Source organism: Agromyces fucosus (assembly GCF_004134865.1).
Taxonomy (GTDB): domain Bacteria; phylum Actinomycetota; class Actinomycetes; order Actinomycetales; family Microbacteriaceae; genus Agromyces; species Agromyces fucosus.
The window spans coordinates 216,167-235,716 of sequence record NZ_SDPO01000001.1; the positions used below are offsets into that span (position 1 = coordinate 216,167).

Annotated in this window: 22 protein-coding genes; 8 read left to right on the forward strand and 14 right to left on the reverse strand. The window is 69.6% G+C overall.

Going from position 1 to position 19,550, the window contains the following annotated elements; genetic code table 11:
* The first annotated feature begins 86 nt into the window (after window positions 1-86).
* Window positions 87-452, forward strand: a complete 366-nt coding sequence (locus ESP57_RS01055; protein ID WP_165877349.1) for a type I phosphomannose isomerase catalytic subunit — start codon at window positions 87-89, stop codon at window positions 450-452.
* On the opposite strand, the gene ESP57_RS01060 is transcribed toward ESP57_RS01055, so the two are convergent.
* A complete protein-coding gene (locus tag ESP57_RS01060; RefSeq protein ID WP_200941697.1) occupies window positions 401-1,435 on the reverse strand; it encodes a zinc-binding dehydrogenase in 1,035 nt (344 codons plus the stop codon). The two genes, ESP57_RS01055 and ESP57_RS01060, sit on opposite strands and share 52 nt — an antisense overlap.
* Window positions 1,436-1,474: 39 nt before the next feature.
* The gene (locus ESP57_RS01065; RefSeq protein ID WP_129230258.1) at window positions 1,475-1,873 is read right to left on the reverse strand and encodes a (R)-mandelonitrile lyase; all 399 of its coding nucleotides are present in this window, start codon (window positions 1,871-1,873) and stop codon (window positions 1,475-1,477) included.
* A gap of 222 nt (window positions 1,874-2,095) precedes the next feature.
* Here ESP57_RS01065 and ESP57_RS01070 point away from each other — a divergent pair, with 222 nt between their 5' ends.
* Window positions 2,096-2,974, forward strand: a complete 879-nt coding sequence (locus ESP57_RS01070; RefSeq protein WP_056008556.1) for a helix-turn-helix transcriptional regulator — start codon at window positions 2,096-2,098, stop codon at window positions 2,972-2,974.
* A 41-nt stretch (window positions 2,975-3,015) separates the two neighbouring features.
* Entirely contained in the window at window positions 3,016-3,591 is a 576-nt protein-coding gene (locus ESP57_RS01075) for a DapH/DapD/GlmU-related protein (RefSeq protein WP_129230260.1), read from the forward strand.
* Between the two features lie 21 nt (window positions 3,592-3,612).
* Here ESP57_RS01075 and ESP57_RS01080 read toward each other — a convergent pair whose 3' ends face one another.
* Window positions 3,613-3,804, reverse strand: a complete 192-nt coding sequence (locus ESP57_RS01080) for a hypothetical protein (protein ID WP_056008562.1) — start codon at window positions 3,802-3,804, stop codon at window positions 3,613-3,615.
* Window positions 3,805-3,936: 132 nt separating this feature from the next.
* Between ESP57_RS01080 and ESP57_RS01085 the strand changes: the two genes are divergently transcribed.
* A complete protein-coding gene (locus ESP57_RS01085; RefSeq protein WP_056008565.1) occupies window positions 3,937-4,518 on the forward strand; it encodes a dihydrofolate reductase family protein in 582 nt (193 codons plus the stop codon).
* A 13-nt stretch (window positions 4,519-4,531) separates the two neighbouring features.
* Here the strand turns inward: ESP57_RS01085 and dinB are convergent, their stop codons facing one another.
* Window positions 4,532-5,728 carry a DNA polymerase IV gene (dinB, locus tag ESP57_RS01090; RefSeq protein ID WP_129230262.1) on the reverse strand — a complete coding sequence of 399 codons (1,197 nt, stop codon included), beginning with the start codon at window positions 5,726-5,728 and terminating at the stop codon, window positions 4,532-4,534.
* 158 nt (window positions 5,729-5,886) lie between these two features.
* On the opposite strand from dinB, the gene arfB reads away from it, so the two are divergent.
* Together arfB and ESP57_RS01100 are read left to right on the forward strand one after the other, a co-directional pair.
* Window positions 5,887-6,324, forward strand: coding sequence for an alternative ribosome rescue aminoacyl-tRNA hydrolase ArfB (gene arfB, locus ESP57_RS01095; RefSeq protein ID WP_056008570.1), 438 nt, complete (start codon window positions 5,887-5,889; stop codon window positions 6,322-6,324).
* A gap of 92 nt (window positions 6,325-6,416) precedes the next feature.
* Window positions 6,417-6,815, forward strand: a complete 399-nt coding sequence (locus ESP57_RS01100) for an MmcQ/YjbR family DNA-binding protein (RefSeq protein ID WP_129230264.1) — start codon at window positions 6,417-6,419, stop codon at window positions 6,813-6,815.
* 41 nt (window positions 6,816-6,856) lie between these two features.
* On the opposite strand, the gene ESP57_RS01105 is transcribed toward ESP57_RS01100, so the two are convergent.
* The 4 genes from ESP57_RS01105 to ESP57_RS01120 form a co-directional block, all read right to left on the reverse strand.
* On the reverse strand, window positions 6,857-8,293 hold the full coding sequence (locus ESP57_RS01105; RefSeq protein ID WP_082571290.1) for a DUF1254 domain-containing protein: 1,437 nt from the start codon (window positions 8,291-8,293) through the stop codon (window positions 6,857-6,859).
* Window positions 8,294-8,365: 72 nt separating this feature from the next.
* Window positions 8,366-9,820 (reverse strand): flotillin family protein, encoded by a 1,455-nt coding sequence (locus ESP57_RS01110; RefSeq protein ID WP_129230266.1) that lies wholly within the window; start codon window positions 9,818-9,820, stop codon window positions 8,366-8,368.
* Window positions 9,821-9,917: 97 nt separating this feature from the next.
* A complete protein-coding gene (locus ESP57_RS01115) occupies window positions 9,918-10,388 on the reverse strand; it encodes an NfeD family membrane protein (RefSeq protein ID WP_056008579.1) in 471 nt (156 codons plus the stop codon).
* Window positions 10,389-10,537: 149 nt separating this feature from the next.
* Window positions 10,538-11,212 carry a hypothetical protein gene (locus tag ESP57_RS01120; protein WP_129230268.1) on the reverse strand — a complete coding sequence of 225 codons (675 nt, stop codon included), beginning with the start codon at window positions 11,210-11,212 and terminating at the stop codon, window positions 10,538-10,540.
* A gap of 181 nt (window positions 11,213-11,393) precedes the next feature.
* Between ESP57_RS01120 and ESP57_RS01125 the strand changes: the two genes are divergently transcribed.
* Window positions 11,394-13,187, forward strand: coding sequence for a bifunctional 3'-5' exonuclease/DNA polymerase (locus tag ESP57_RS01125; RefSeq protein ID WP_129230270.1), 1,794 nt, complete (start codon window positions 11,394-11,396; stop codon window positions 13,185-13,187).
* Here the strand turns inward: ESP57_RS01125 and ESP57_RS01130 are convergent.
* Window positions 13,166-13,810: a PadR family transcriptional regulator gene (locus tag ESP57_RS01130; RefSeq protein WP_129230272.1), complete on the reverse strand. Its 645-nt coding sequence runs from the start codon at window positions 13,808-13,810 to the stop codon at window positions 13,166-13,168. The genes ESP57_RS01125 and ESP57_RS01130 overlap by 22 nt on opposite strands.
* Window positions 13,811-13,981: 171 nt before the next feature.
* Between ESP57_RS01130 and ESP57_RS01135 the strand changes: the two genes are divergently transcribed.
* Window positions 13,982-14,503: a DUF3145 domain-containing protein gene (locus ESP57_RS01135; RefSeq protein ID WP_115958091.1), complete on the forward strand. Its 522-nt coding sequence runs from the start codon at window positions 13,982-13,984 to the stop codon at window positions 14,501-14,503.
* 154 nt (window positions 14,504-14,657) lie between these two features.
* Here ESP57_RS01135 and ESP57_RS01140 read toward each other — a convergent pair whose 3' ends face one another.
* The 5 genes from ESP57_RS01140 to ESP57_RS01160 form a co-directional block, all read right to left on the reverse strand.
* Complete coding sequence (locus ESP57_RS01140) at window positions 14,658-15,893, reverse strand: beta-ketoacyl-[acyl-carrier-protein] synthase family protein (protein WP_129230274.1); 1,236 nt, start codon at window positions 15,891-15,893, stop codon at window positions 14,658-14,660.
* Window positions 15,894-15,974: 81 nt separating this feature from the next.
* A complete protein-coding gene (locus ESP57_RS01145; RefSeq protein ID WP_129230276.1) occupies window positions 15,975-16,223 on the reverse strand; it encodes an acyl carrier protein in 249 nt (82 codons plus the stop codon).
* 64 nt (window positions 16,224-16,287) lie between these two features.
* Complete coding sequence (locus tag ESP57_RS01150) at window positions 16,288-17,292, reverse strand: beta-ketoacyl-ACP synthase III (protein ID WP_129230278.1); 1,005 nt, start codon at window positions 17,290-17,292, stop codon at window positions 16,288-16,290.
* Between the two features lie 29 nt (window positions 17,293-17,321).
* Window positions 17,322-18,242 carry an ACP S-malonyltransferase gene (locus ESP57_RS01155; protein ID WP_115958519.1) on the reverse strand — a complete coding sequence of 307 codons (921 nt, stop codon included), beginning with the start codon at window positions 18,240-18,242 and terminating at the stop codon, window positions 17,322-17,324.
* 91 nt (window positions 18,243-18,333) lie between these two features.
* Window positions 18,334-19,548 (reverse strand): PucR family transcriptional regulator, encoded by a 1,215-nt coding sequence (locus ESP57_RS01160; RefSeq protein ID WP_115958085.1) that lies wholly within the window; start codon window positions 19,546-19,548, stop codon window positions 18,334-18,336.
* Window positions 19,549-19,550: the final 2 nt, after the last annotated feature.

Consider the following 19,550-nt stretch of genomic DNA (forward strand, 5'->3'; position numbering starts at 1 on the left):
CCTCCCACCCACAGATGCACCGAGGAAACGATGACCCGAATGCCGCCCCTCTTCACCAAGATCGCGAACGACTCCAAGGGATACGAGTGGGGGCGGTCGACGGCGTTTCGCGTGTGCTCGGGCATCCGCCGACGGGCGAGCGGCAGGCTGAGCTCTGGCTCGGAGCGCACCCTTCGGGACCGAGCCGGGCGGTGACGGATGCCACGGGCGGCCCCGATGCCGCGGGTCTCTCCGATGTGCAGGCTCACGCGTGGGCCGATCTCGCCGAGTGGGAGCAGGCGAGCGGGCGCAGCCTGCCGTTCCTCCTCAAGATCCTCTGCGCGGCGTCGCCGCTGTCGATCCAGGCGCATCCCGACCCACGGACGAAGCTGTGCGGCCGGGCCAGCGTGCTGGCCGAGCCCTACGGGCGGATGAGTACCTTGAGCGCTTCGCGGGAGTCCATGAGTCGGTAAGCCTCGGCGATCTCATCCAGGGGAAGCTCGCGATCGAACACCCGACCGGGGTCGATCGTTCCATCCAGGACCTGCGGCAGCGCGGCCTCGAGGTAGGCGCGAACCGTTGCAGGCCCACCCGTCAGGGTCGCGTTCTTTCCGAACAGAGATGCGAAACCGACGGGGGCATCCTCGTACTGCGGTACTCCGACACGTGAGATCGTGCCGCCGGGGCGGACGATGCCATAGGCCTGCTCGTAAGCGGGCATGTGGCCGACGGCTTCGAGCACCACGTGCGCGCCTTCCCCGCCCGTGATGCCCAGGACCTTCGCGATCCCTTCTTCTCCGCGCTCGGGCACGACATGGGTGGCGCCGAACTCTCGACCGAGGGTGGTGCGGTCTTCGTGGCGGCCCATGAGGATGATCGTTTCAGCGCCGAGTTGCTTGGCGGCGAGGACCGCCGACAGACCGACCGCACCGTCGCCGATGACGACGACGGTCTTTCCGGGCTCGACTCCGCCCTTGTGGGCGGCGTGGTACCCGGTGAGGTAGACGTCGGAGAGGGTCAGCAACGACGGCATCAACGATTCGTCGGTGCCCTCCGGAATCACGACTGCGGTACCGTCCGCCTGCGGCACGAGCAGCTTCTCCGCCTGCGTCGCCGACGAGGCCCCGTCGAAGAATCCGCCGTGCACACAGGACGTCGTGACACCGTCGCGACAGAACGAGCAGGTGTTGTCCGACCATGCGAACGGCACGATCACGGTGTCGCCGACGGACAGACGTGCGACGTCCGAGCCGATCTGTTCGACGACGCCGATCGCCTCATGCCCCATGCGACGCCCTTCGGGCGTCTCCTCGAGCGAGTGGTAGGGGTGCAGGTCCGATCCGCACACGCACGCGTACGTGACGCGAATGATGGCGTCGGTCGGTTCTTGGATGGTGGGTTCGGGGACGTCTTCAACTCGGATGTCGCCGGCGTTGTACATCAGGGTTGCTCGCATGAGCAGTCCTTTCTTCTGGAACTCAGCGGTGGAGTTCGTTCAGGGGTTGCCGTACTCGGCGTCGGTCACGTGTGCACCCCAGTGGGCGCTGTCTTCGCCGTCGGGCGTTTCCCAAAGGGCGAGATGCGTCATGAAGCTGTCGGGGGCGGCGCCGTGCCAGTGTTCCTCGCCCGGAGGTGTGTACACGGTCTGGCCGGCATGGACTTCGATCACGTCTCCGCCGCGGGCCTGGACGAGCGCGGTGCCCTCCATGATGCGAAGCGTCTGGCCCAGCGGGTGCGTATGCCATGCAGTGCGGGCGCCCGGGCTGAACCGCACCAGGCCAGCGCTCAACCGCTGGCCGTCGTCCTGCGGTGAGATGACCTGGTCGAGCCACACGTCACCGGTGAACCACTTCGCGGGATTCTTCACCGTGGGGGCGATGGGAAGGATGTGCATGGTTCGGTCCTCTCTTGCGTTACTGGATCGACGGAGCTTGTTCGCTCGCCATGCACTCGGCAAGAGCGGGGAGCACTGCGACGGCGATCAGTCCTGCAGAGATGGCGCGTCGATTGGTCACGTTGCAAGTCAAGCCGCGGAAGGCCTGCCGAGGGAGTCCCTTGCGGAAGGTGTACCCGCAGTGCATCCCTCCCGCGTACGGATCGTCCTACTGTGGATTGCATGGACAACAAGGCGGAGGTGCGCGAGTTCCTCATGTCACGACGCGCGCGCATCTCACCCGCCGACGTCGGGCTCCCGGCCGGCGCGAACCGGCGCGTGGCCGGGCTGCGCCGTGCCGAGGTGGCGATGCTGGCTGACGTCAGCGTCGAGTACTACGCGAAGCTGGAGCGCGGCGACATCGCCGGCGCATCGGCAGGAGTCCTGGAAGCACTTGCACGCGCACTACGTCTGGATGAAACCGAGCGGATGCATCTGCTCGATCTCGCACGGGCGGCCGATGGCATCCCGACCTCCGGTCGTCCGCGTCGGCGCGCGACGGCACAGCAGCCAGCCCGCGCCGGTCTGCAACGCACGCTCGACGCGATCACCGGAGGGCCTGCGTTCGTCCGGGACCGTCACCAGAACCTCATCGCCACGAATGCCCTAGCGGCAGCGTTCTACTCACCCGTCATCGGGACCAGCGGCAGGGTGCCGAACCTGGCACGATTCCAGTTCCTCGACCCCGCATCCCGTGACTTCTACCCCGACTGGGAGCTCTTCGCTCAGATGTGCGTCGGCATCATGCGCGTCGAAGCGGGGCGAGACCCACATGACCGCGCCATGCAGGACCTGGTCGGCGAACTCACCACCAGAAGCGAGACCTTCGCCAGACTCTGGTCCGCACACGACGTCCGGACCCATGGCACCGGCACCAAACGCTTCCAACACCCGATCGTCGGCGAGCTCACCCTGCTCTACGAAGAACTCACCGTCACCGCCGAAGACGGCCTCAGCCTCCTCATCTACACGGCCGAGCCCGGGTCACCGTCAGCGGAGCGACTCCAGATGCTCGCCAACTGGAGTGCCGACGTTCCGGCCCGCACGGCGCCGTCAGAATGACAGCGCTCAGCCGTCCCATCCCGATCCACACAGAGGCACGCATGACGCTCACAGAACTTCTCGCACTCCTCGACGCCGGCGAGACCATCACCGGCGGTTCACCCGCCCACGCCGTCATGCATGACACCAGTCAAGACGCACTCCGCATCGCGGGCGAGCTCAACACCGGCTACCACGAGCCGGCGGAAGTACGGGAACTCCTGGCGCGACTGACCGGAAAGCCCGTCGACGAGACCGTGACACTCTTCCCGCCGTTCTCCGCTGACTTCGGGAAGAACATCACGCTCGGCAAGCGCGTCTTCATCAACTCCGGCTGCCGATTCCAAGACCAAGGCGGCATCACGATCGGCGACGACTGCCTGATCGGCCACAATGCCGTCATCGCCACTCTCCAGCACGACATCGACCCCCGCCGGCGCAGCGACCTCATACCCTCCCCGGTGGTCATCGGGCGAAACGTCTGGCTGGGAGCCAACGTCACCGTCCTCCCAGGCGTCACCATCGGGGAAGACGCGGTCATCGGTGCCGGCTCCATCGTCACCAAGAACATCCCCGCGGGCGCGGGCGCGATCGCCGTCGGCTCACCCGCACGCGTGGTCCGCACCATCGAGGAGTAAGCGGCCTCGCCAACTCGTGTCTCACTCCACGAGCGCCGTGAACACCTCGTAGACCATGAACGCCGGCCAGAAGAGGCCCTGGAAGAACGCTCCGATGAACTCCCAGAACGCATCGGCCTGTTGGAAGAAGAACACCCACGCGCCGATGATGCCGAGTCCGTAGATCGCACCGCCGCCGGCGAAGCATCCGGCATTCGAACCTCTGTCATTCATGTTCGGCCTCCCCAAGGCTCACGATACGCCCCCGGAAGCGGGTCGGGATACGCGATTCCTGAGGCGATCGACGTCTTTCCGAGCGCGACGGAGCACGATATTTTGGGGACACCCGATGCAGAGGAGCGTGCCATGGGCAAGGTGGTCATGTACGGCTCGGTGTCGGTGGACGGCTTCATCGCCGACGCGAACGACCAGCCCGGACCGCTGTTCGACTGGTTGACCGGCGGCGACGTCCCGTTGGACGCGAGCGGCGTGCTGAAGGTCTCGCAGGCGACGTACGACTACACGCGGCCGTACTGGGATCGGATCGGTGTGACGATCGCGGGCCGCCACGTCTTCGACCTGACGGACGGCTGGGACGGCACGCCTCCGAGCGGGATCGACCACGTGGTCGTCGTGACGCACCGACCACAACCCGAGGGTTGGGATTCCGATGCGCCGTTCACCTTCGTCGACGGCGTCGAGGCGGCCGTGGCCATCGCACAGGAGCTTGCGGGCGACCGCATCGTCGAGGTCGCCGCCGGCGATGTCGGCGGCCAGGTGCTCGCCGCGGGCCTCGTCGACGAGGTGCGCATGGACGTCGCTCCGGTCGTGTTCGGGTCGGGCAAACGATACTTCGGCTCCGTCCAGGCGCAGCACCTGTTGGAGGATCCAGATGTGGTCATCCAGGGCGAACGGGTACTCCACCTTCGGTATCGAGTACGCCGCTGATCGACCCGGCTGCTCACTCGAACTCGGGCAACAGCGGCGGCGACCAGCCCGGATCGCGACCGAGCTGCGTCGCCCGCGCGACGGAGGTCGCCCCGAAGCGGTCGCGTACCGCGTCGAGCGCCGTGTCGAGGCGCATCCCGTCGTCCCAGTCGATCGGCAGCTCCGGCTGGAGGTCGGCGGCGCGGCCGAGCTGCGACAGCGAGACGCCGATCAAGGTGATGCCCCGCTCGTCGATCTCGGGTTGTGCGCCGGCGAGCAGCTCCCGTGCGACGGTGAGCAGCACCGCGGTGCGGCCGGACGAGGAGCGGAGGTTGCGAGATCGGGTCGCCTTGGCGAAGTCGGCGTAGCGAAGCCGCAGCACGACCGTGCGGCAGACCCGGTCGCCGTCCCGGAGTCGGCGGGCGAGACGGTCGACGAGCTGGGTGAGGATGAGATCCAGCTCTTCGGCTGAGCGCGGGCGGCTGCCGAGTGCACGCTGGGAGCCGATGGCGCCGCGGCGCTGCGTGGCGACGACCGGGCGGGGGTCCCGCAGACGGGCCAGCGCGTGCAGGTGGGCGCCAGTTGCCCTGCCGAGCAGCCGCTCCGCGGTCGCGGCCTCGAGCTCGGCCAGTTCTCCGACCGTGCGGATGCCGAGCCGATGCAGTTTCTCGGCGGTGACGGCACCGACGCCCCACAATCGTTCCACCGGAAGCGGCAGCAGGAACGCCTCCTCTCGTCCTGGCTCGACGATCAGGAGGCCGTCGGGCTTGCTGACGGCGCTCGCGACCTTCGCGAGGAACTTGGTCCGTGCGATCCCGACCGAGATGGCCAACCCCACCTCGACGCGAACGCGCTCGCGCAATCGCACCGCGATCTCTTCGGGCGTGCCCGCAATGCGACGCAGGCCCCCGACCTCCAGGAACGCCTCGTCGATGGAGAGCCCCTCCACGAGCGGCGTGGTATCTCGGAAGATCGTGAACACGGCCCGACTCGCCGCCGAGTAGGCGTCCATGCGCGGCGGGACGACCACGGCATCGGGGCACAGGTCTCGCGCCTGTCGGCCGCCCATCGCGGTGCGCACGCCACGTGCCTTCGCCTCGTAGCTCGCCGCCAGCACGACGCCTCCGCCGACGATGACGGGCCGGCCGCGCAGTTCGGGCGCGTCGCGCTGCTCGACCGAGGCGTAGAACGCGTCGAGATCCGCATGCAGCACGGTGGCCTCGCCCCGCATCTCGCTCCCAACGATCGTCCGTCCTGCGGATCGTCGCATGCCCCGACGACACCGGATGCTCCGTCTTCGCGTTCATCGAACGGGTCGCGCGCGATCGGCACGGTCTCTGCCGCGCGATCCCGCGTGTCAGGGCTCGAGCGGGAGAGGATGATGGACCTATGCCCGCAGCCCACCGTCCCGGTCTCCGGGTCGACGCCGGACTCACGATCCCCGAGTCCGAGCTGTCATGGCGGTTCTCGCGGTCTTCCGGTCCCGGCGGGCAAGGCGTGAACACGGCCGACTCGCGGGTGGAGCTCGTGTGGGATGCAGCACGCTCGGCCGCGCTCTCGACGCTCCAGCGGGAGCGGATCCTCGAACACCTGAGCGGTCGCCTCGTGGACGGCGTGCTGACGATCGCGGCATCCGAGCACCGCGCCCAGCTGCGCAACCGGGATGCGGCGCGCGCTCGGCTGGCTGCCGTCGTGGCCGACGCCCTGCGGCCGCCGTCACCGTCGCGACGAGCGACGAAGCCGAGTCGCGGAGCCAAGGAACGGCGCCTCGATGCGAAGAAGCGGCGCACCGACGTCAAGCGATTGCGTCGCCCGCCTCACGACTGATCACGAGGTGGCGGTCGCGATGCTCGTCGAGGGCGTCGCGTCGCATCACGAGCCCGAGCTGCCGCGTCGGTGGCCGGCCGTACACTCGCGGTGTGCCGAACCTCGACGATCTCCGCCGCACTGCCGCTCAGCTTCCCGGCAGCGAGGAGCGCTCGACGACCGGCGGCGCCGCGTGGTTCGTGCGCGGCAAGCTCTACGCGTGGGAGTGCCACCCGTGGCCGAGCATCCCGGCCGACATGCGCGCGATCATCGCGGCCGAACTCGTCGTGGGGGTGAAGGTCAGCGATCCCATCGACGCCCTGGCCCTCGTCGAGATGGCGCCCGACGTGTTCCTGCGCACGACGACGAGGTGGGGCGAGCCGAAGGTCGCGTTCCGCATGGCGGCCGTCGACGAGCGGCATCTCGCCGAACTCGTGACGGAGGCGTGGCGGGTGCAGGCGCCGAGGTACCTGCGGGCCGAGCTCGATGGCGGCCGCCTGAGCGGGCGGTGACAACGCGCTCGGCCCGCTCGCGTTCGCTGCCGGCCTCGCGTTCAGTCGATCGGCTCGACCTCGTTCAATCGCCACGTCTGTTCGAACCAGGGCTCGAGCGGGCCGTAGATCCGGAGGATCGGGAACCAGGACTTTCCAGGCACCGTCTCGACCCAGTTCGACTCCTTTCCGGCGGGTGCGCTCGGGCCGAAGTACAGGTCGAACGACCCGTCCTCGTTGGCCTGCATCTTGCCGTCGTTGCTGGCAAGGGCGGGGTACGGGGTCGATGGCACGACGAGCAGCGATCGCGTCTGCGTGTCGTAGACGTCGACCGCCCAGAAGTTCTTCGCCGGGGGATTGGCTTCGACGTGCAGACGGTACGTGCGCGACCCGTCGAAGAGATTGCCCGCCGAATCGTGCACGGTGTACGCGTACGCCGAGCCCGCACCGACCTGGGCATGCGCCATCGCCGGGGTGATGACGGTCGCGATGTAGTGGAACTGGGTGCGCGCGTCGAGGAGCCGTGCTCCGTCACGGAGGAACTCGTAGTCGCCGCCGACGAAGGCGTTGCGCCACGATCCGTAGAGCACTGCCTCGGGGTCGCGGGGCGCGTAGCTGACCGTCCGAGCGAGCCCGGCGGCGATCGGCGCCGCCTGCTCGAGGATGCCGCGCAGGCGTGCATCGGGGGCGAACGGCTGACCGCTCGCGATGCCGATCGCGGCGAGCTGCCCGGCACGCTCCGGGTCGAGTGCCGATGCGGGTTCCTCCTGCACGAGCTCCGCCACCTCTTCGAAGAACGAGAAGTCGTTCGCGTGCACCGTGTTGAACGGGGTCTCCGCGAGGTTGATGAACTCGTTGTCCGCGGGGTTCGCTGCGTCGGCGAGCGGATAGATGCGGGTCTGCTTCATCGCCGGCACGCCGCCGAGCGCGCGCAGCACGACGAAGTTCGTGTACGTGGGTGTGTGGTAGACGAAGTAGCCGTCGGGCACGTCTCCCTCGTACCCCGGCGGCAGGAAGAGGTACTTGCCGCCTGCGCCCTGGTCGGGACCGGCGATGCCCATGTCGGCGACATAGCGGAACCAGAAGTCGTCCACGACGCACAGCGACTGCGGCGGCGCCTCGATGACGGTGGGTCCCCACGCTTTGAGATCGAGCATGGTGACGCCGTAGGTCGTCTCGGTGTTCGGCGTGAGGAACAACGCCTTCGACGTCGCCCGGGGTTCGGTGATGCCGATCTGTCTGGGAGAGGTGACACCGGCGACGCGCAGGCCGGCGCGGAACGCGACGAGTGACGCGCCGGGTACGGCGTTCAGGAACACGTCGATGGCCCGAATCAGGTCGAGCGCGTCGTACGCGGTCTCGACCGTCTCGGGCAACGGCACCCCGTCGAAGAAGTGAAGTTCACCGAATGGCGACGCTACGGTGTCCGGTGTGCTCACCGAGGCCACTGCCTCCGCCATTTCGGCCGCGGTGAATCCTGGACGCTGCTGCTCTGACATGTTCCCCCTTGATCGAACGTCCTCTCACCTTGGCAGTGGGTCGCGCCGACGTCGATCAAGGGGTACGGCGCGTCAGTCCGTCGTGGCGTCGGACTTCACGAGCTGGCCGCCCGCGAGTCCCGCGAGGATCGAGCTGACATCGAGTCCGGTCAGCGACTTCACGACCTCGGTGCCCTCGCCGAGCACCTGGCCGACGGTCTTCGTGACGGCGCTCGCCCCGTCGGTCGACACGACAGTAAGCGTCTTGATGTTCGAGATCGGCTCCGCTGCGGCGCGCACGATCTCGGGCAGGCGAGAGATGATCTCTTGCGCGAGCGCGGCCTCGCCGTACTTCTTCAGTGCCATGGCCTTGGCATCGGTCGCTGCCGCCTCGGCGAGACCTTCGGCCTGGATCGCGGCGGCGCGGGCCTCGCCATCGGCGCGGATACCGGCGGCGAGTGCCACCTGCCGGTCGCGCTCGGCCTCACCGGCGAAGCGCACCGAGGTCGCCGACGCCTCGGCGTCCTGCACCGCGGCGACCTTGTTCGCCTCGGCGATCTTCGTGCGCTTGTAGGCCTCGGCCTCGGTGCTCGCGTTGGCGGCGTCGCGGATGGCGGTGGCGCGCTGCACTTCGGCGTAGGCCTCGGCCTCGGCGGGCTTGCGGATCTCGATGTCGAGGCGCTCCTGCGTCACGAGCGCCTGCTCCGAGAGGGCGTCGCGCTCCTGCACGGCGACCAGTTTGTCTTGCTCGGCCTTCGCGAGCTGACCGGATGCCTCGGCCTCGGCGTTGGCCCGATCGGTCTCGGCCTTGATCGTGGCCTGCTTCAGGCTCAGCGCCTTCTGCCGCTCGGCGACCTGCTCGGCGGCTTCGATGCGAGCGAACTCGCTGACTCGGGCGGCCTCGGCCTCGCTCACCTCGGCGACCTGACGGGCGCGGGCGGCCTCGGCGCGGCCGAGGTTCGCGAGGTACTCGCTGCCGGGCGTCGAGATGTCGGAGATGTTCAGCAGGTCGACCTGCAGGCCCTGCTCGACGAGGTCGGTCTTCGTCTCGGCGACGACACGGTCGGAGAGGCTCTTGCGGTCGGAGATGATCTGCTCGATCGTCATGTCGCCGACGATGGAGCGCAGTGAGCCCTCGAGGGATTCCTTGATGATCTCGGTGAGCAGGCTCTGCTGCGAGAGGAAGCGCTGGGCTGCACGGCGCACGCCGTCTTCGGTGCCGCTGACCTTGAAGTTGATCGACGCCTTGATGGCGATCTTGATGCGGTTCTTGTCGACGCCCTCGACAGTGATGCCGATCTGGCGCTGCTCGAGCGAGATCGCGAAGCCCTGCTGCAGGATCGGCCAGATGAAGGTGCGACCGCCGATGACCACGCGCTGGGCCGACGACTGCTCGGGTGCGGTGCGGCCGGCGCCGCGCCCGACGATGACGAGGGCCTCGTTCGGCGGCACACGGCGGATGCGACGGGCGATGAAGGTCAACAGTGCGAGCAGCGCGATGACGATCGCGACGACCGAGATGACCTGGATCAGCAGGGGGGAGAGCATCGGGTTTCCTTTCGGGAGGAGACGCAGGGAGGTGGTGCAGGAGGGGTGGTGCAGGGGGTTCGGGGGAGGAGTGGGGCGTGGCGGGCGAGGGCCGAGGTCAGCCCGCGACGACCTTCACGCGGCTGCCGGCGTGCTCGACGACGCGCACGCGGGCGCCCTCGGCGATCGGCTCGTCGGAGTAGGCGAGCCGGCGTTCGAGCTCTCCGGGGCCGTCGAGGCTCACTTCGCCGCCCGCGGTCGTGATGCCGGACCGCGCGACGCCCGAGAGACCCACCGCCGAGGCGGGCACGCCGTCGGAGCTCCGGGTGAGGTTGCGGATCGTGAGCACGCAGAGCAGGTACGCGACCGCGGCGAGCACGATCGAGAGCACGTAGACCCAGACGATCTCGAGGCCCATGCTGGAGACGAGCGCGCCGGAGGCACCGAACACAACCATGCCGACCGCGAGTGCCGTGCCCGAGAGGGCACCGTCGCCGATCTCGAGATGGTCGAAGATGTCGCCGAGCACGAGCGAGATCACGAGGAGGACGAGGCCGATGCCTCCGACGATGAGGAACGGAAGGAGCATCGACTGCCTCTCTGCGCGCGCGAAAGCCCGGGCGAAGAGGGGTGCTCGGGTCGACTCACCCTATCGGTCGAACGCGCTCCGTGCAGCGATGTCTCCACAGGGTGTCGGTGGGGATCAGGGACGCGATGTGCGCGCGGTGTCGCCGACGCTCAGACCGCGTGCCGGCGGGTCACCAGGAGGGCGTCGACCGCGGCATCTCCCCGAATGCGCCGCATCTGCGCCACCACCTCGTCGACGACCTCGACCGTGAGGCTTCGGCACACGATGCTGCCGGGGCCGAGTGATTCGAGCCCGCCGGCGCGGATGCGGATGACCTCCCAGCCCACTTCGCGGAGCGCTTCGTCCTTCTCGAGGTCGGAGGCCTCTTTCAGACCGAGATGCGCGCGCCTCGAGCGACCGGGATCGTCGTATTCGACGGCGACGCGCAACTGCGGCACGAGGATGTCGGGCCAGACTTCTTGCTTGCCGTAGAACATGCGCGCGATGCGCACCGCGTTCACGCGGTGGTGGAGGCGGATGCGTTCGCCGAGGAGCATGCGCAGTCGCTGCTCGACCTGCGAGGTGCCGAGCCTGAGCCCGGGCTTCATGAAGGCCATACCCGCCTCACGGCGCGCGCCGGGCGCAGCCGCATTCGATCGGCACTTCGCGCAGCTCGGGCCGGTCAGCACCTCGCCGACCGTCGCCGGGTACCGATCGTGCCCGCGAGCGCAACGCCATTCGTAGCTCGCGCCGATGCGCGTCTCTCGTGCGAGTGCGGCACGCTGCGGCGGGGCGACGCGCGAGAGCAGCTCGGAGCGTGAGCGCTGCGTCTCGTGGAGCAGCATGCACAGGGGGCACACGCGTGCCAGGGCGACCGCGCCGGCATCCCCAGGGTCTGCACCGTGTCCGCACCGGAAGCTCACCGCGACCATGAGCGCCGCCCGCATTCGTTCATGGATCCGATCATCGACGCCGCCACCGACATCGCCGGCACGGGATGTCGGACGCAGCGGCGAGAATGGGACCATGCGGATCGTGGTCGGCGCGAACGGCCCCGGCCGGGTCGCACTGGTCGACCCCGCGGTCTCCGACGCACCGTTCGAGACGGTGCCGCTGCTCGAGCTCCCGACGGTCGTTCGTGAGCTCGAATCGGCGCGCCGTCCACGCTGGATCTGGGCCGACACCCGCCGGTGGTACCCACGGCTGCTCGCCGAAGGGGTGCGCGTCGAACGCTGCCATGACTTGGTGCTCGCCTCCGCGATCCTCGACCACTCGACGGCGACGACGACGGCGCGCGACGGCGGGATGCATCCGCGGCCCGACTGGCTGCCGCTCGGGCCGGCGGAAGCCGGGCAGCCGATACCGGCCGCGCCCGCAGCATCCGTGGCGCAGTCGGCGCTCTTCGACCTGCTCGACTTCGACGACGAGACGGATGCCGCGTCGCGCGAGCCGGACCACGGCCCTCGCGACGTGCTCGGCGTGCCGGTCGAGGCCGTGCTCGCCGAGCACGCACGGCAGCTCGCTCTCGTCGAGGCGTCGGAGCGGCCCGGCGCGCTTCGGCTCCTGCTCGCGGCCGAATCGGCCGGTGCGCTCATCGGCGCCGAACTGCACGCCGCCGGGTTGCCGTGGCACCGAGGCGTGCACGAGCGCGTGCTCGAGACCGAGCTCGGCCCGAAGCCGGCGCCTGGCCGCAAGCCCGCCCGCATGGAGGAGCTCGCGAGCGAGGTGCGCACGCTGCTGGGCGCCCCCGCCGTGAACCTCGATTCCCAGATCGACCTGTTGAAAGCGCTCCGCCGTGCCGGCATCCAGGTCGAGTCGACGAGTCGCTGGCAGCTGCGCGAGCACGAGCATCCGGCCATCGAGCCCCTCGTGGCGTACAAGAAGCTCGCCCGCCTCTACAGTGCGAACGCCTGGTCATGGCTCGACGAGTGGGTGGTCGACGGCCGGTTCCGGCCCGACTACGTTCCCGGCGGCACGGCCACCGGGCGCTGGGCGACGTCGGGCGGCGGCGCCCTGCAACTGCCGAAGAACGTGCGCAGCGCGGTCGTCGCCGATCCCGGTTGGTCGCTCGTCGTCGCCGACGCGGCCCAGCTCGAGCCGCGCGTGCTCGCCGGCCTGGCCCACGACGAGGCGATGGCGGCCGCCGGCCGGGGTCGCGACTTCTACAGCGGCATCGTCGGCGCGGGCGTCGTCGAGACGCGCGATCAGGCGAAGGTCGCGATCCTCGGTGCCATGTACGGCGCGACGACCGGCGAGAGCGGCCGGCTCGTGCCGCGTCTGGCCCGTGCCTACCCGCGTGCCATGGCGCTCGTCGACCGCGCGGCTGCCGAGGGGGAGCGCGGTGCCAGCGTCACGACGCTGCTCGGCCGGTCGTCGCCGCTGCCGGGTGCCGAGTGGCGCGCCGCGCAGTCCCTCGCCTCCCAACCCGACGCGACACCGGCCGACGAACGACGTGCGCGGTCGCGAGCGCGTGACTGGGGCCGGTTCACCCGCAACTTCGTGGTCCAGGGCACCGCGGCCGAGTGGGCGCTCTGCTGGATGGCGGGCCTCCGCTCGAGGCTCGTGGCGATCGCAGGCGATACCGCCGCGCCGCGTGCAATGGCCTCCCGCTCGGGGCCGGCATTCGAGCGGATGCCCCACCTCGTCTACTATCTGCACGACGAGATCATCGTGCACACGCCCGCCGAGGTCGCCGACGACGTCGCCGCTGCCGTGCTGTCGTCAGCGACCGAGGCCGGCCGGCTGCTCTTCGGCGACTTCCCCGTGGAGTTCCCGCTCGACCTCGCGATCGTCGAGAGCTACGCGTCGGCCGACGCCTGAGCGGCGGCTGCGCCATTCGACGACGCCGATCGCTTCGATGGGCGACGGCCGCGTCGGGGCCGCTCCATGCGCGGCGCGAAGGCCAGTTCATGCCGACCGGCGACCGCCGTCACCTCGTCGAGCCACTCGAGGGCGGCGCGAGCCCGCGCCGCTTCCGCGGCGGCGGCCAGCGCTGCCAATCGGGGGAGGGGGCTCGCATCGGCACCGTCACCCGCCGCCTCGTCGATCACGGCCCGAGCGGATGCCTCGACCGCTCGCTCCTGCCAGCGCAACCGCTCCGCCGCGACGATCGGGCCGGCGTCGACGCCCGGCAACGAGGCCGCGACGAGCACCCGGTCGACGGTCTCGTCCCACGGGTCGCTGCCCGAGGCATCCGCTCCGGCGAACCAGGCCGACGTCGCCGCCGAGCCCGCCCCGGTCGCGCGGTAGAGCGGCAGGCCGTCGTCGGTGGCGCCCGCCGACTCGATGAGACCCTGCTTGCCGAGGCGCTCGAGCGTGGCATAGCTCTGCCCCACGTTGACCTCCCGCCGGCCGCCCGTGCGCTCGGCGAGGTCGCCATGTAACTGGAACCCGTACCCGGGGCCGGCGGAGAGCAGGGCGAGCAGTGCGTCGCGAACAGCCATTCGTACTCCGATCGAAGTCAACGTTTCACTGAGTATATGGTTTCGTGCCTTGTCAATGAGCCTGATGCGGGGCATAATCGGCGGTGACGGCTCGCTCGTCGACAACCGAATACCGTCATCTGTCCGTTTTGAGGTCGTTGGGGAAGACGCACCTCGAGAACGGAGACAGACATGACGAAGAATGCCACGCGGGCAGCGCGCACCGCGCGAGGCGTGCTGTTCGTGCACTCCTCGCCGAGGGCGCTGTGTCCGCATGTCGAATGGGCCGCCGGCACCGCACTCGGTGTCGCGGTCAACTTCGACTGGAGCGAGCAGCCGGTGCTTCGCGGTGCCATGCGCGCGGAGTTCTACTGGGAGGGCGACGCCGGCAGCGGCGCGAAGCTCGCCTCTGCGCTGCGCGGTTGGGAGCAGCTGCGCTTCGAGGTGAGCGAAGACCCGACGCCCGGCTCCGACGGCGCCCGATGGATGCACACGCCCGAACTCGGCGTCTTCTTCGCCCAGACCGACACCGCGGGCAACACCGTGGTGCCCGAGGACCGCATCCGGTACGCGATGGACGTCGGCGGAACCGACCCCATCGAGCTCCACCGCGAACTGCGTCTCGCCCTCGGCCAGGCGTGGGACGACGAACTCGAACCGTTCCGTCACGCGAGCGACTTCGCCCCGGTCGTCTGGTTGCACCAGGTGGGCTGAGCGAACCTCGGTCCGCCGGCGGCGTGACGCGAGGTCGGATGACCATTCCCGGCAGCGCATGAGCGAAACCCTCGGACCGTTCACGAGAAGACCCCGGCGCAGCGGGTGCGACCGGGGTCTTCTCATGCGTCCGGCTCAGTTGAGCCCGAACCTGCTACGGGGTGCGGATCGCCACGACGGCGTTGTGGCCGCCGAACCCGAAGGAGTTGCTGATCGCGAGCTGCGGTCCGTCGCCGAGCGGCTGCGGCTCGCCGGAGACCCGCAGCGGGATGGCGGGATCCTGCGTGGTCAGGTTGATCGTCGGCGGAGCCAGGCGGTTCTGGAGCGCGAGGATCGTGAACACCGCCTCGAGCGCACCCGTGCCGCCGAGGAGGTGACCGGTCGACGCCTTCGTGGCGGAGACGGGGATGTCGTGCACTCGATCACCGAAGACGTTGCGCAGCGCCGTGTACTCGGCGATGTCGCCGACGGGCGTGCTCGTCGCGTGGGCGTTGATGTGCGTCACGTCGTCGACCGTCGCACCGGCCTGCGCGAGTGCGTCGAGCACTGCGCGGCTGGCGCCGCGACCCTCGGGGTCGTTGGCCGTGATGTGGTACGAGTCGGCGCTCACCGAACCGCCCGCGAGCTCCGCGTAGATGCGTGCGCCACGTGCGAGGGCGTGCTCCTCGGTCTCGAGCACGAGGCTCGCGGCACCCTCGCCCATGACGAAGCCGTCGCGGTCGACGCTGTACGGGCGAGAGGCGTGCGCAGGGTCGTCGTTGCGACGCGAGAGCGCCTGCATCGACGAGAACGACGCGAGCGTGATCGGGTGCACCGCGGACTCGGAGCCGCCGGCGATCACGACGTCGGCGTAGCCGAGCTGGAGGTGCTCGTAGGCGTTCGCGAGCGACTCCGTGCTCGACGCGCACGCCGACGCCACCGTGCGTGCGAAGGCGCGGGCTTCGAAGTGCATCGAGATGGCGGCTGAGGCGGCGTTCGGCATGAGCATCGGCACGGTCATCGGCAGCACGCGGCGCGGGCCGCGCTCGCGCAGCGTGTCCCAGGCGTCGAGCAGGGTCCAGATGCCGCCGATGCCGGTGGCGTAGTCGACGCCGAGGCGTTCGGGGGCGACATCGGGTGAACCTGCGTCGGCCCACGCCTCCTTCGCGGAGATCAGGGCGAACTGGCTCGAGGGGTCGAGGCGCTTCGCGACGGGGCGTTCGAGCACCTCTTCGGGCCGGACCTTCGCCTCGGCGGCGAAGGTGACGGGCAACTCGTACTTCGCAACCCAGTCGTGCTCGAGGGAGCGCGCGCCGGACTCGCCGGCGAGCAGGGCGTTCCAGCTCTCAGGGGCGGTGCCGCCGAGCGGCGAGGTCGCACCGATGCCGGTGATGACGATCTTCTTGGTCATTCGAGAAACACTCCGATGGAGGGATTGGTCGCACTGAACGAGCGGGCCGGGCAGAAGGCGCCGGCCCGCTCCACGCAGCTGCTAGGCCTGAACCTTGACGATGAAGGTGACGGCGTCGCCGACGGTCTTCAGGTTCTTGACCTCTTCGTCGGGGATCTTCACGTCGAACTTCTCTTCGGCGTTGACGACGATCGTCATCATGGAGATCGAGTCGATGTCGAGGTCGTCGGTGAACGACTTGTCCAGCTCAACCGTGTCGGTCGCAATGCCGGTCTCGTCGTTGATGAGCTCGGCCAGGCCGGCAAGCACTTCTTCGGTGGACAATGCCATTGTTTTCTCCTTGGGGGTGTCTCGTTTGACCGAGAGACAGTCTAGATGGACAGGGGGAGGTGGTTCAGGGAAGAACCACCACTTGGGCGCCGAACACGAGTCCGGCGCCGAAGCCGATCTGGAGGGCGAGGCCTCCGGAAAGTTCAGGGTGCTCCTCGAGCAGGCGGTGCGTCGCGAGCGGAATCGAGGCGGCAGAGGTGTTGCCGGTGGTGGCGATGTCGCGGGCGATCACGACGGTGTCGGGCAGCTTCAACTGCTTGGCGAACTCGTCGATGATGCGCATGTTCGCCTGGTGCGGGATGAACGCGGCGAGGTCGTCGCTCGTCACGCCCGCGGCATCCAGTGCCTGCTTCGCGACCTTCGCCATGTCCCACACGGCCCAGCGGAAGACCGTCTGGCCCTCCTGACGGAGCGTCGGCCACTCGGCGGCCCCGTCGCGGTATTCGGTGAGCGTGCCGTTCATCCCGACCGCGCCCGCCTTCGAGCCGTCGGAGCCCCAGATCGTGCGCGCGATGCCGGGCGTCTCGCTCGGGCCGACGACCACGGCACCGGCGCCGTCGCCGAGGAGGAACGAGATCGAGCGGTCGGTCGGGTCGACGACGTCGGAGAGCTTCTCGGCGCCGACGACGAGGGCGTAGGTCGCCGCCCCCGATCGGATCAGCGCGTCCGCCTGGGCGACCGCATAGGCGTAGCCCGCGCACGCGGCGTTCATGTCGTACGCGGCCGCCGGATTGGCTCCGACCCGGTCGGCGACGACGGCCGCCATCGACGGCGTCTGCTGCACGTTGGAGATGGTCGCGATGATGACGAGTTCGATGAGCTCGGGGGCGACGCCCGACCGCTCGATCGCCTCGCGGGAGGCGGTCGTGGCCAGGTCCGTCGCCGACACGTCGGCGCCGGCACGCGTGCGTGTCACGATGCCCGTGCGCTGCTGGATCCACTCGTCGGACGAATCGATCGGGCCGATCAGATCGGCGTTGGGCACCGCGTTCTCACCGCGCGCCGCACCGACGGCATAGATGCGCGTGAAGGCGGGCCCGTGCGACTGCTGGAGGGTGGGATTCGTCATGCTCGGCTTTCTCGTCGTTCGTCGCCGGCTCAGGCGTGCTGCTCGATGAGCTCGATCGCCGCCGACAGGTCTTCGGGAGTCTTCACGGCGACCGTCGGCACGCCCTTGAGCGCGCGCTTCGCCAGGCCGACGAGGGCGCCGGCCGGTGCGAGTTCGATGATTCCCGTGACTCCTGCCGCCTGGAAGGACTCCATGCAGCGATCCCAGCGTACGGGCGAGGAGACCTGGCCGACGAGCAGTTCGAGGAATGCTGCACCGGAGGTCACGGCGCTGCCGTCGCGGTTCGTCCAGAGGGGAAGCGTGGGATCGGCCGGAGCGAGACCGGCCGCGACCTCGGCGAGACGGTCGACCGCCGGGCGCATGTAGCGGGTGTGGAAGGCGCCGGCGACCTGGAGCGGGATGACCCGCGATCCGGCCGGGGGCTCCGTCTTCAGCGCCTCGAGCGCGTCGAGCGCGCCCGCCACGACGATCTGACCACCGCCGTTGAAGTTGGCCGGCTCGAGTCCGAGCTCGGTGAGGCGGGGGAGCAGGGCGGCTTCGTCGGCGCCGATGACGGCGCTCATGCCGGTGGGCTCGAGCGCAGCGGCATCCGCCATCGCCCGGCCGCGCTCGGCGACGAAGCGTATCGCGTCGGTCTCGCTCAGCACGCCGGACCCGGCCGCAGCCGTGATCTCGCCGACCGAGTGGCCCGCGATGCCGCCGATGCGAGCCGCACGGCCGTCGGCGAGGAGTGAGCCGAGCGTCAGGATGCCCGCCGCGACGATGAGCGGCTGCGCGACCGCGGTGTCGCGGATCGTATCGGCGTCGGCCTCCGTGCCGAAGTGCGCGAGATCGAGCCCCGCGGCGTCGGACAACGCCGACAGCCGTTCGGCGTAGGCCGACTCGGCCAGCCAGGGAGCGAGGAATCCGGGGGTCTGAGAGCCCTGTCCAGGGCAGACGACGACGATCACCACCCCAGTCTGCCAACCGGTGGGCGGCCCCGGGTGTGCACACGCGACAAGCTCTCGGCAGAAGCCTTGTACGAACGGTACAGAAGCGAGCTCAGCTGGTGGGTCGCCGACGCGGTGCCAGCTCGTGGTCGCTCATCGAACCGATGATGAGGGCCGACTGCAGGATGAGCGCCTCGCGCGCCCCCGTCGCGTCCCAGCCGATCACGTCGGAGACGCGCTTGAGGCGGTAGCGCACGGTGTTCGGGTGCACGAAGAGCTCGCGCGCCGTCGCCTCGAGCGAACGCCCGTTGTCGAGGTAGCTCCACAGCGTGGTCAGGAGTTCGGTCGAGTGCGCCTGCAACGGCCGGTAGATGCGGTGCACGAGCGTCGCCCGGGCGAGCGGATCGCCGGCGAGCGCACGCTCAGGCAGCAGGTCGTCGGCGTGCACCGGGCGGGGCGCGTGCCGCCACGATCGGGCGACCGCGAACCCGGCGAGTGCCGCCTTGGCGCTCTTCGAGGCGTCGACGAGATTCGGCACGGCATGACCGAGCACCAGGTGCCCCGGGCCGAAGTGCGGCTCGAGCTGGCTCGCGATCTCCATGAAGGTGAGCGCCGGGGCGGTTCCGATCGCCTCTTCGGCCTCACGGGCGAGCGGGTCGGCGCGACCGATGACGAGCACGAGGCGGTTGCCCTGCACGCCGATGAGGACGTCGGCGTGCATGTGGCGGGCTGCTCGGCGCACGTGATCGACGTCGAGCTGCTTCGGCGCGGTGCCGACGAGCACCGACACCTCGCCGTGCCCGTGCCAGCCCAGCGCCGCGATGCGGCTCGGCAGCTCGTCGTCGGCCTCGCCCGAGAGGATCGAGTCGACCACGAGCGCCTCGAGGCGCGCGTCCCAGAGTCCTCGCGCCTCAGCGGCGCGAGCGTAGACGTCGGCCGCAGCGAAGGCGATCTCCCGCGAATACAGGAGGATCGCCTCACGCAGCGGCTCGCCGCCGTCTTTCACGCGGTCTTCGACGACCTCGACCGTCACCCGGATGAGCTGCAGCGTCTGCTGCAGGCTCACCGAGCGGAGCAGCTCACGAGGGGCAGCGCCGAAGACGTCGGCCGCGATCCACGGGGTCGACCGCGGGTCGTCGAACCAGGCGACGAACGAGGAGATGCCGGCTTGGGCGACGAGGCCCACGGCAGAGCGGCGGCTCGGAGGCATGTCGCCGTACCACGGCAACGTGTCTTCGAGACGCTTGAGCGTCGCCGTCGCGAGTTCGCCCGCGATGGTGCGCAACCATGCGAGCGTCTCCGCCTTCGTCTTGGGCCTCGTCGCCACCT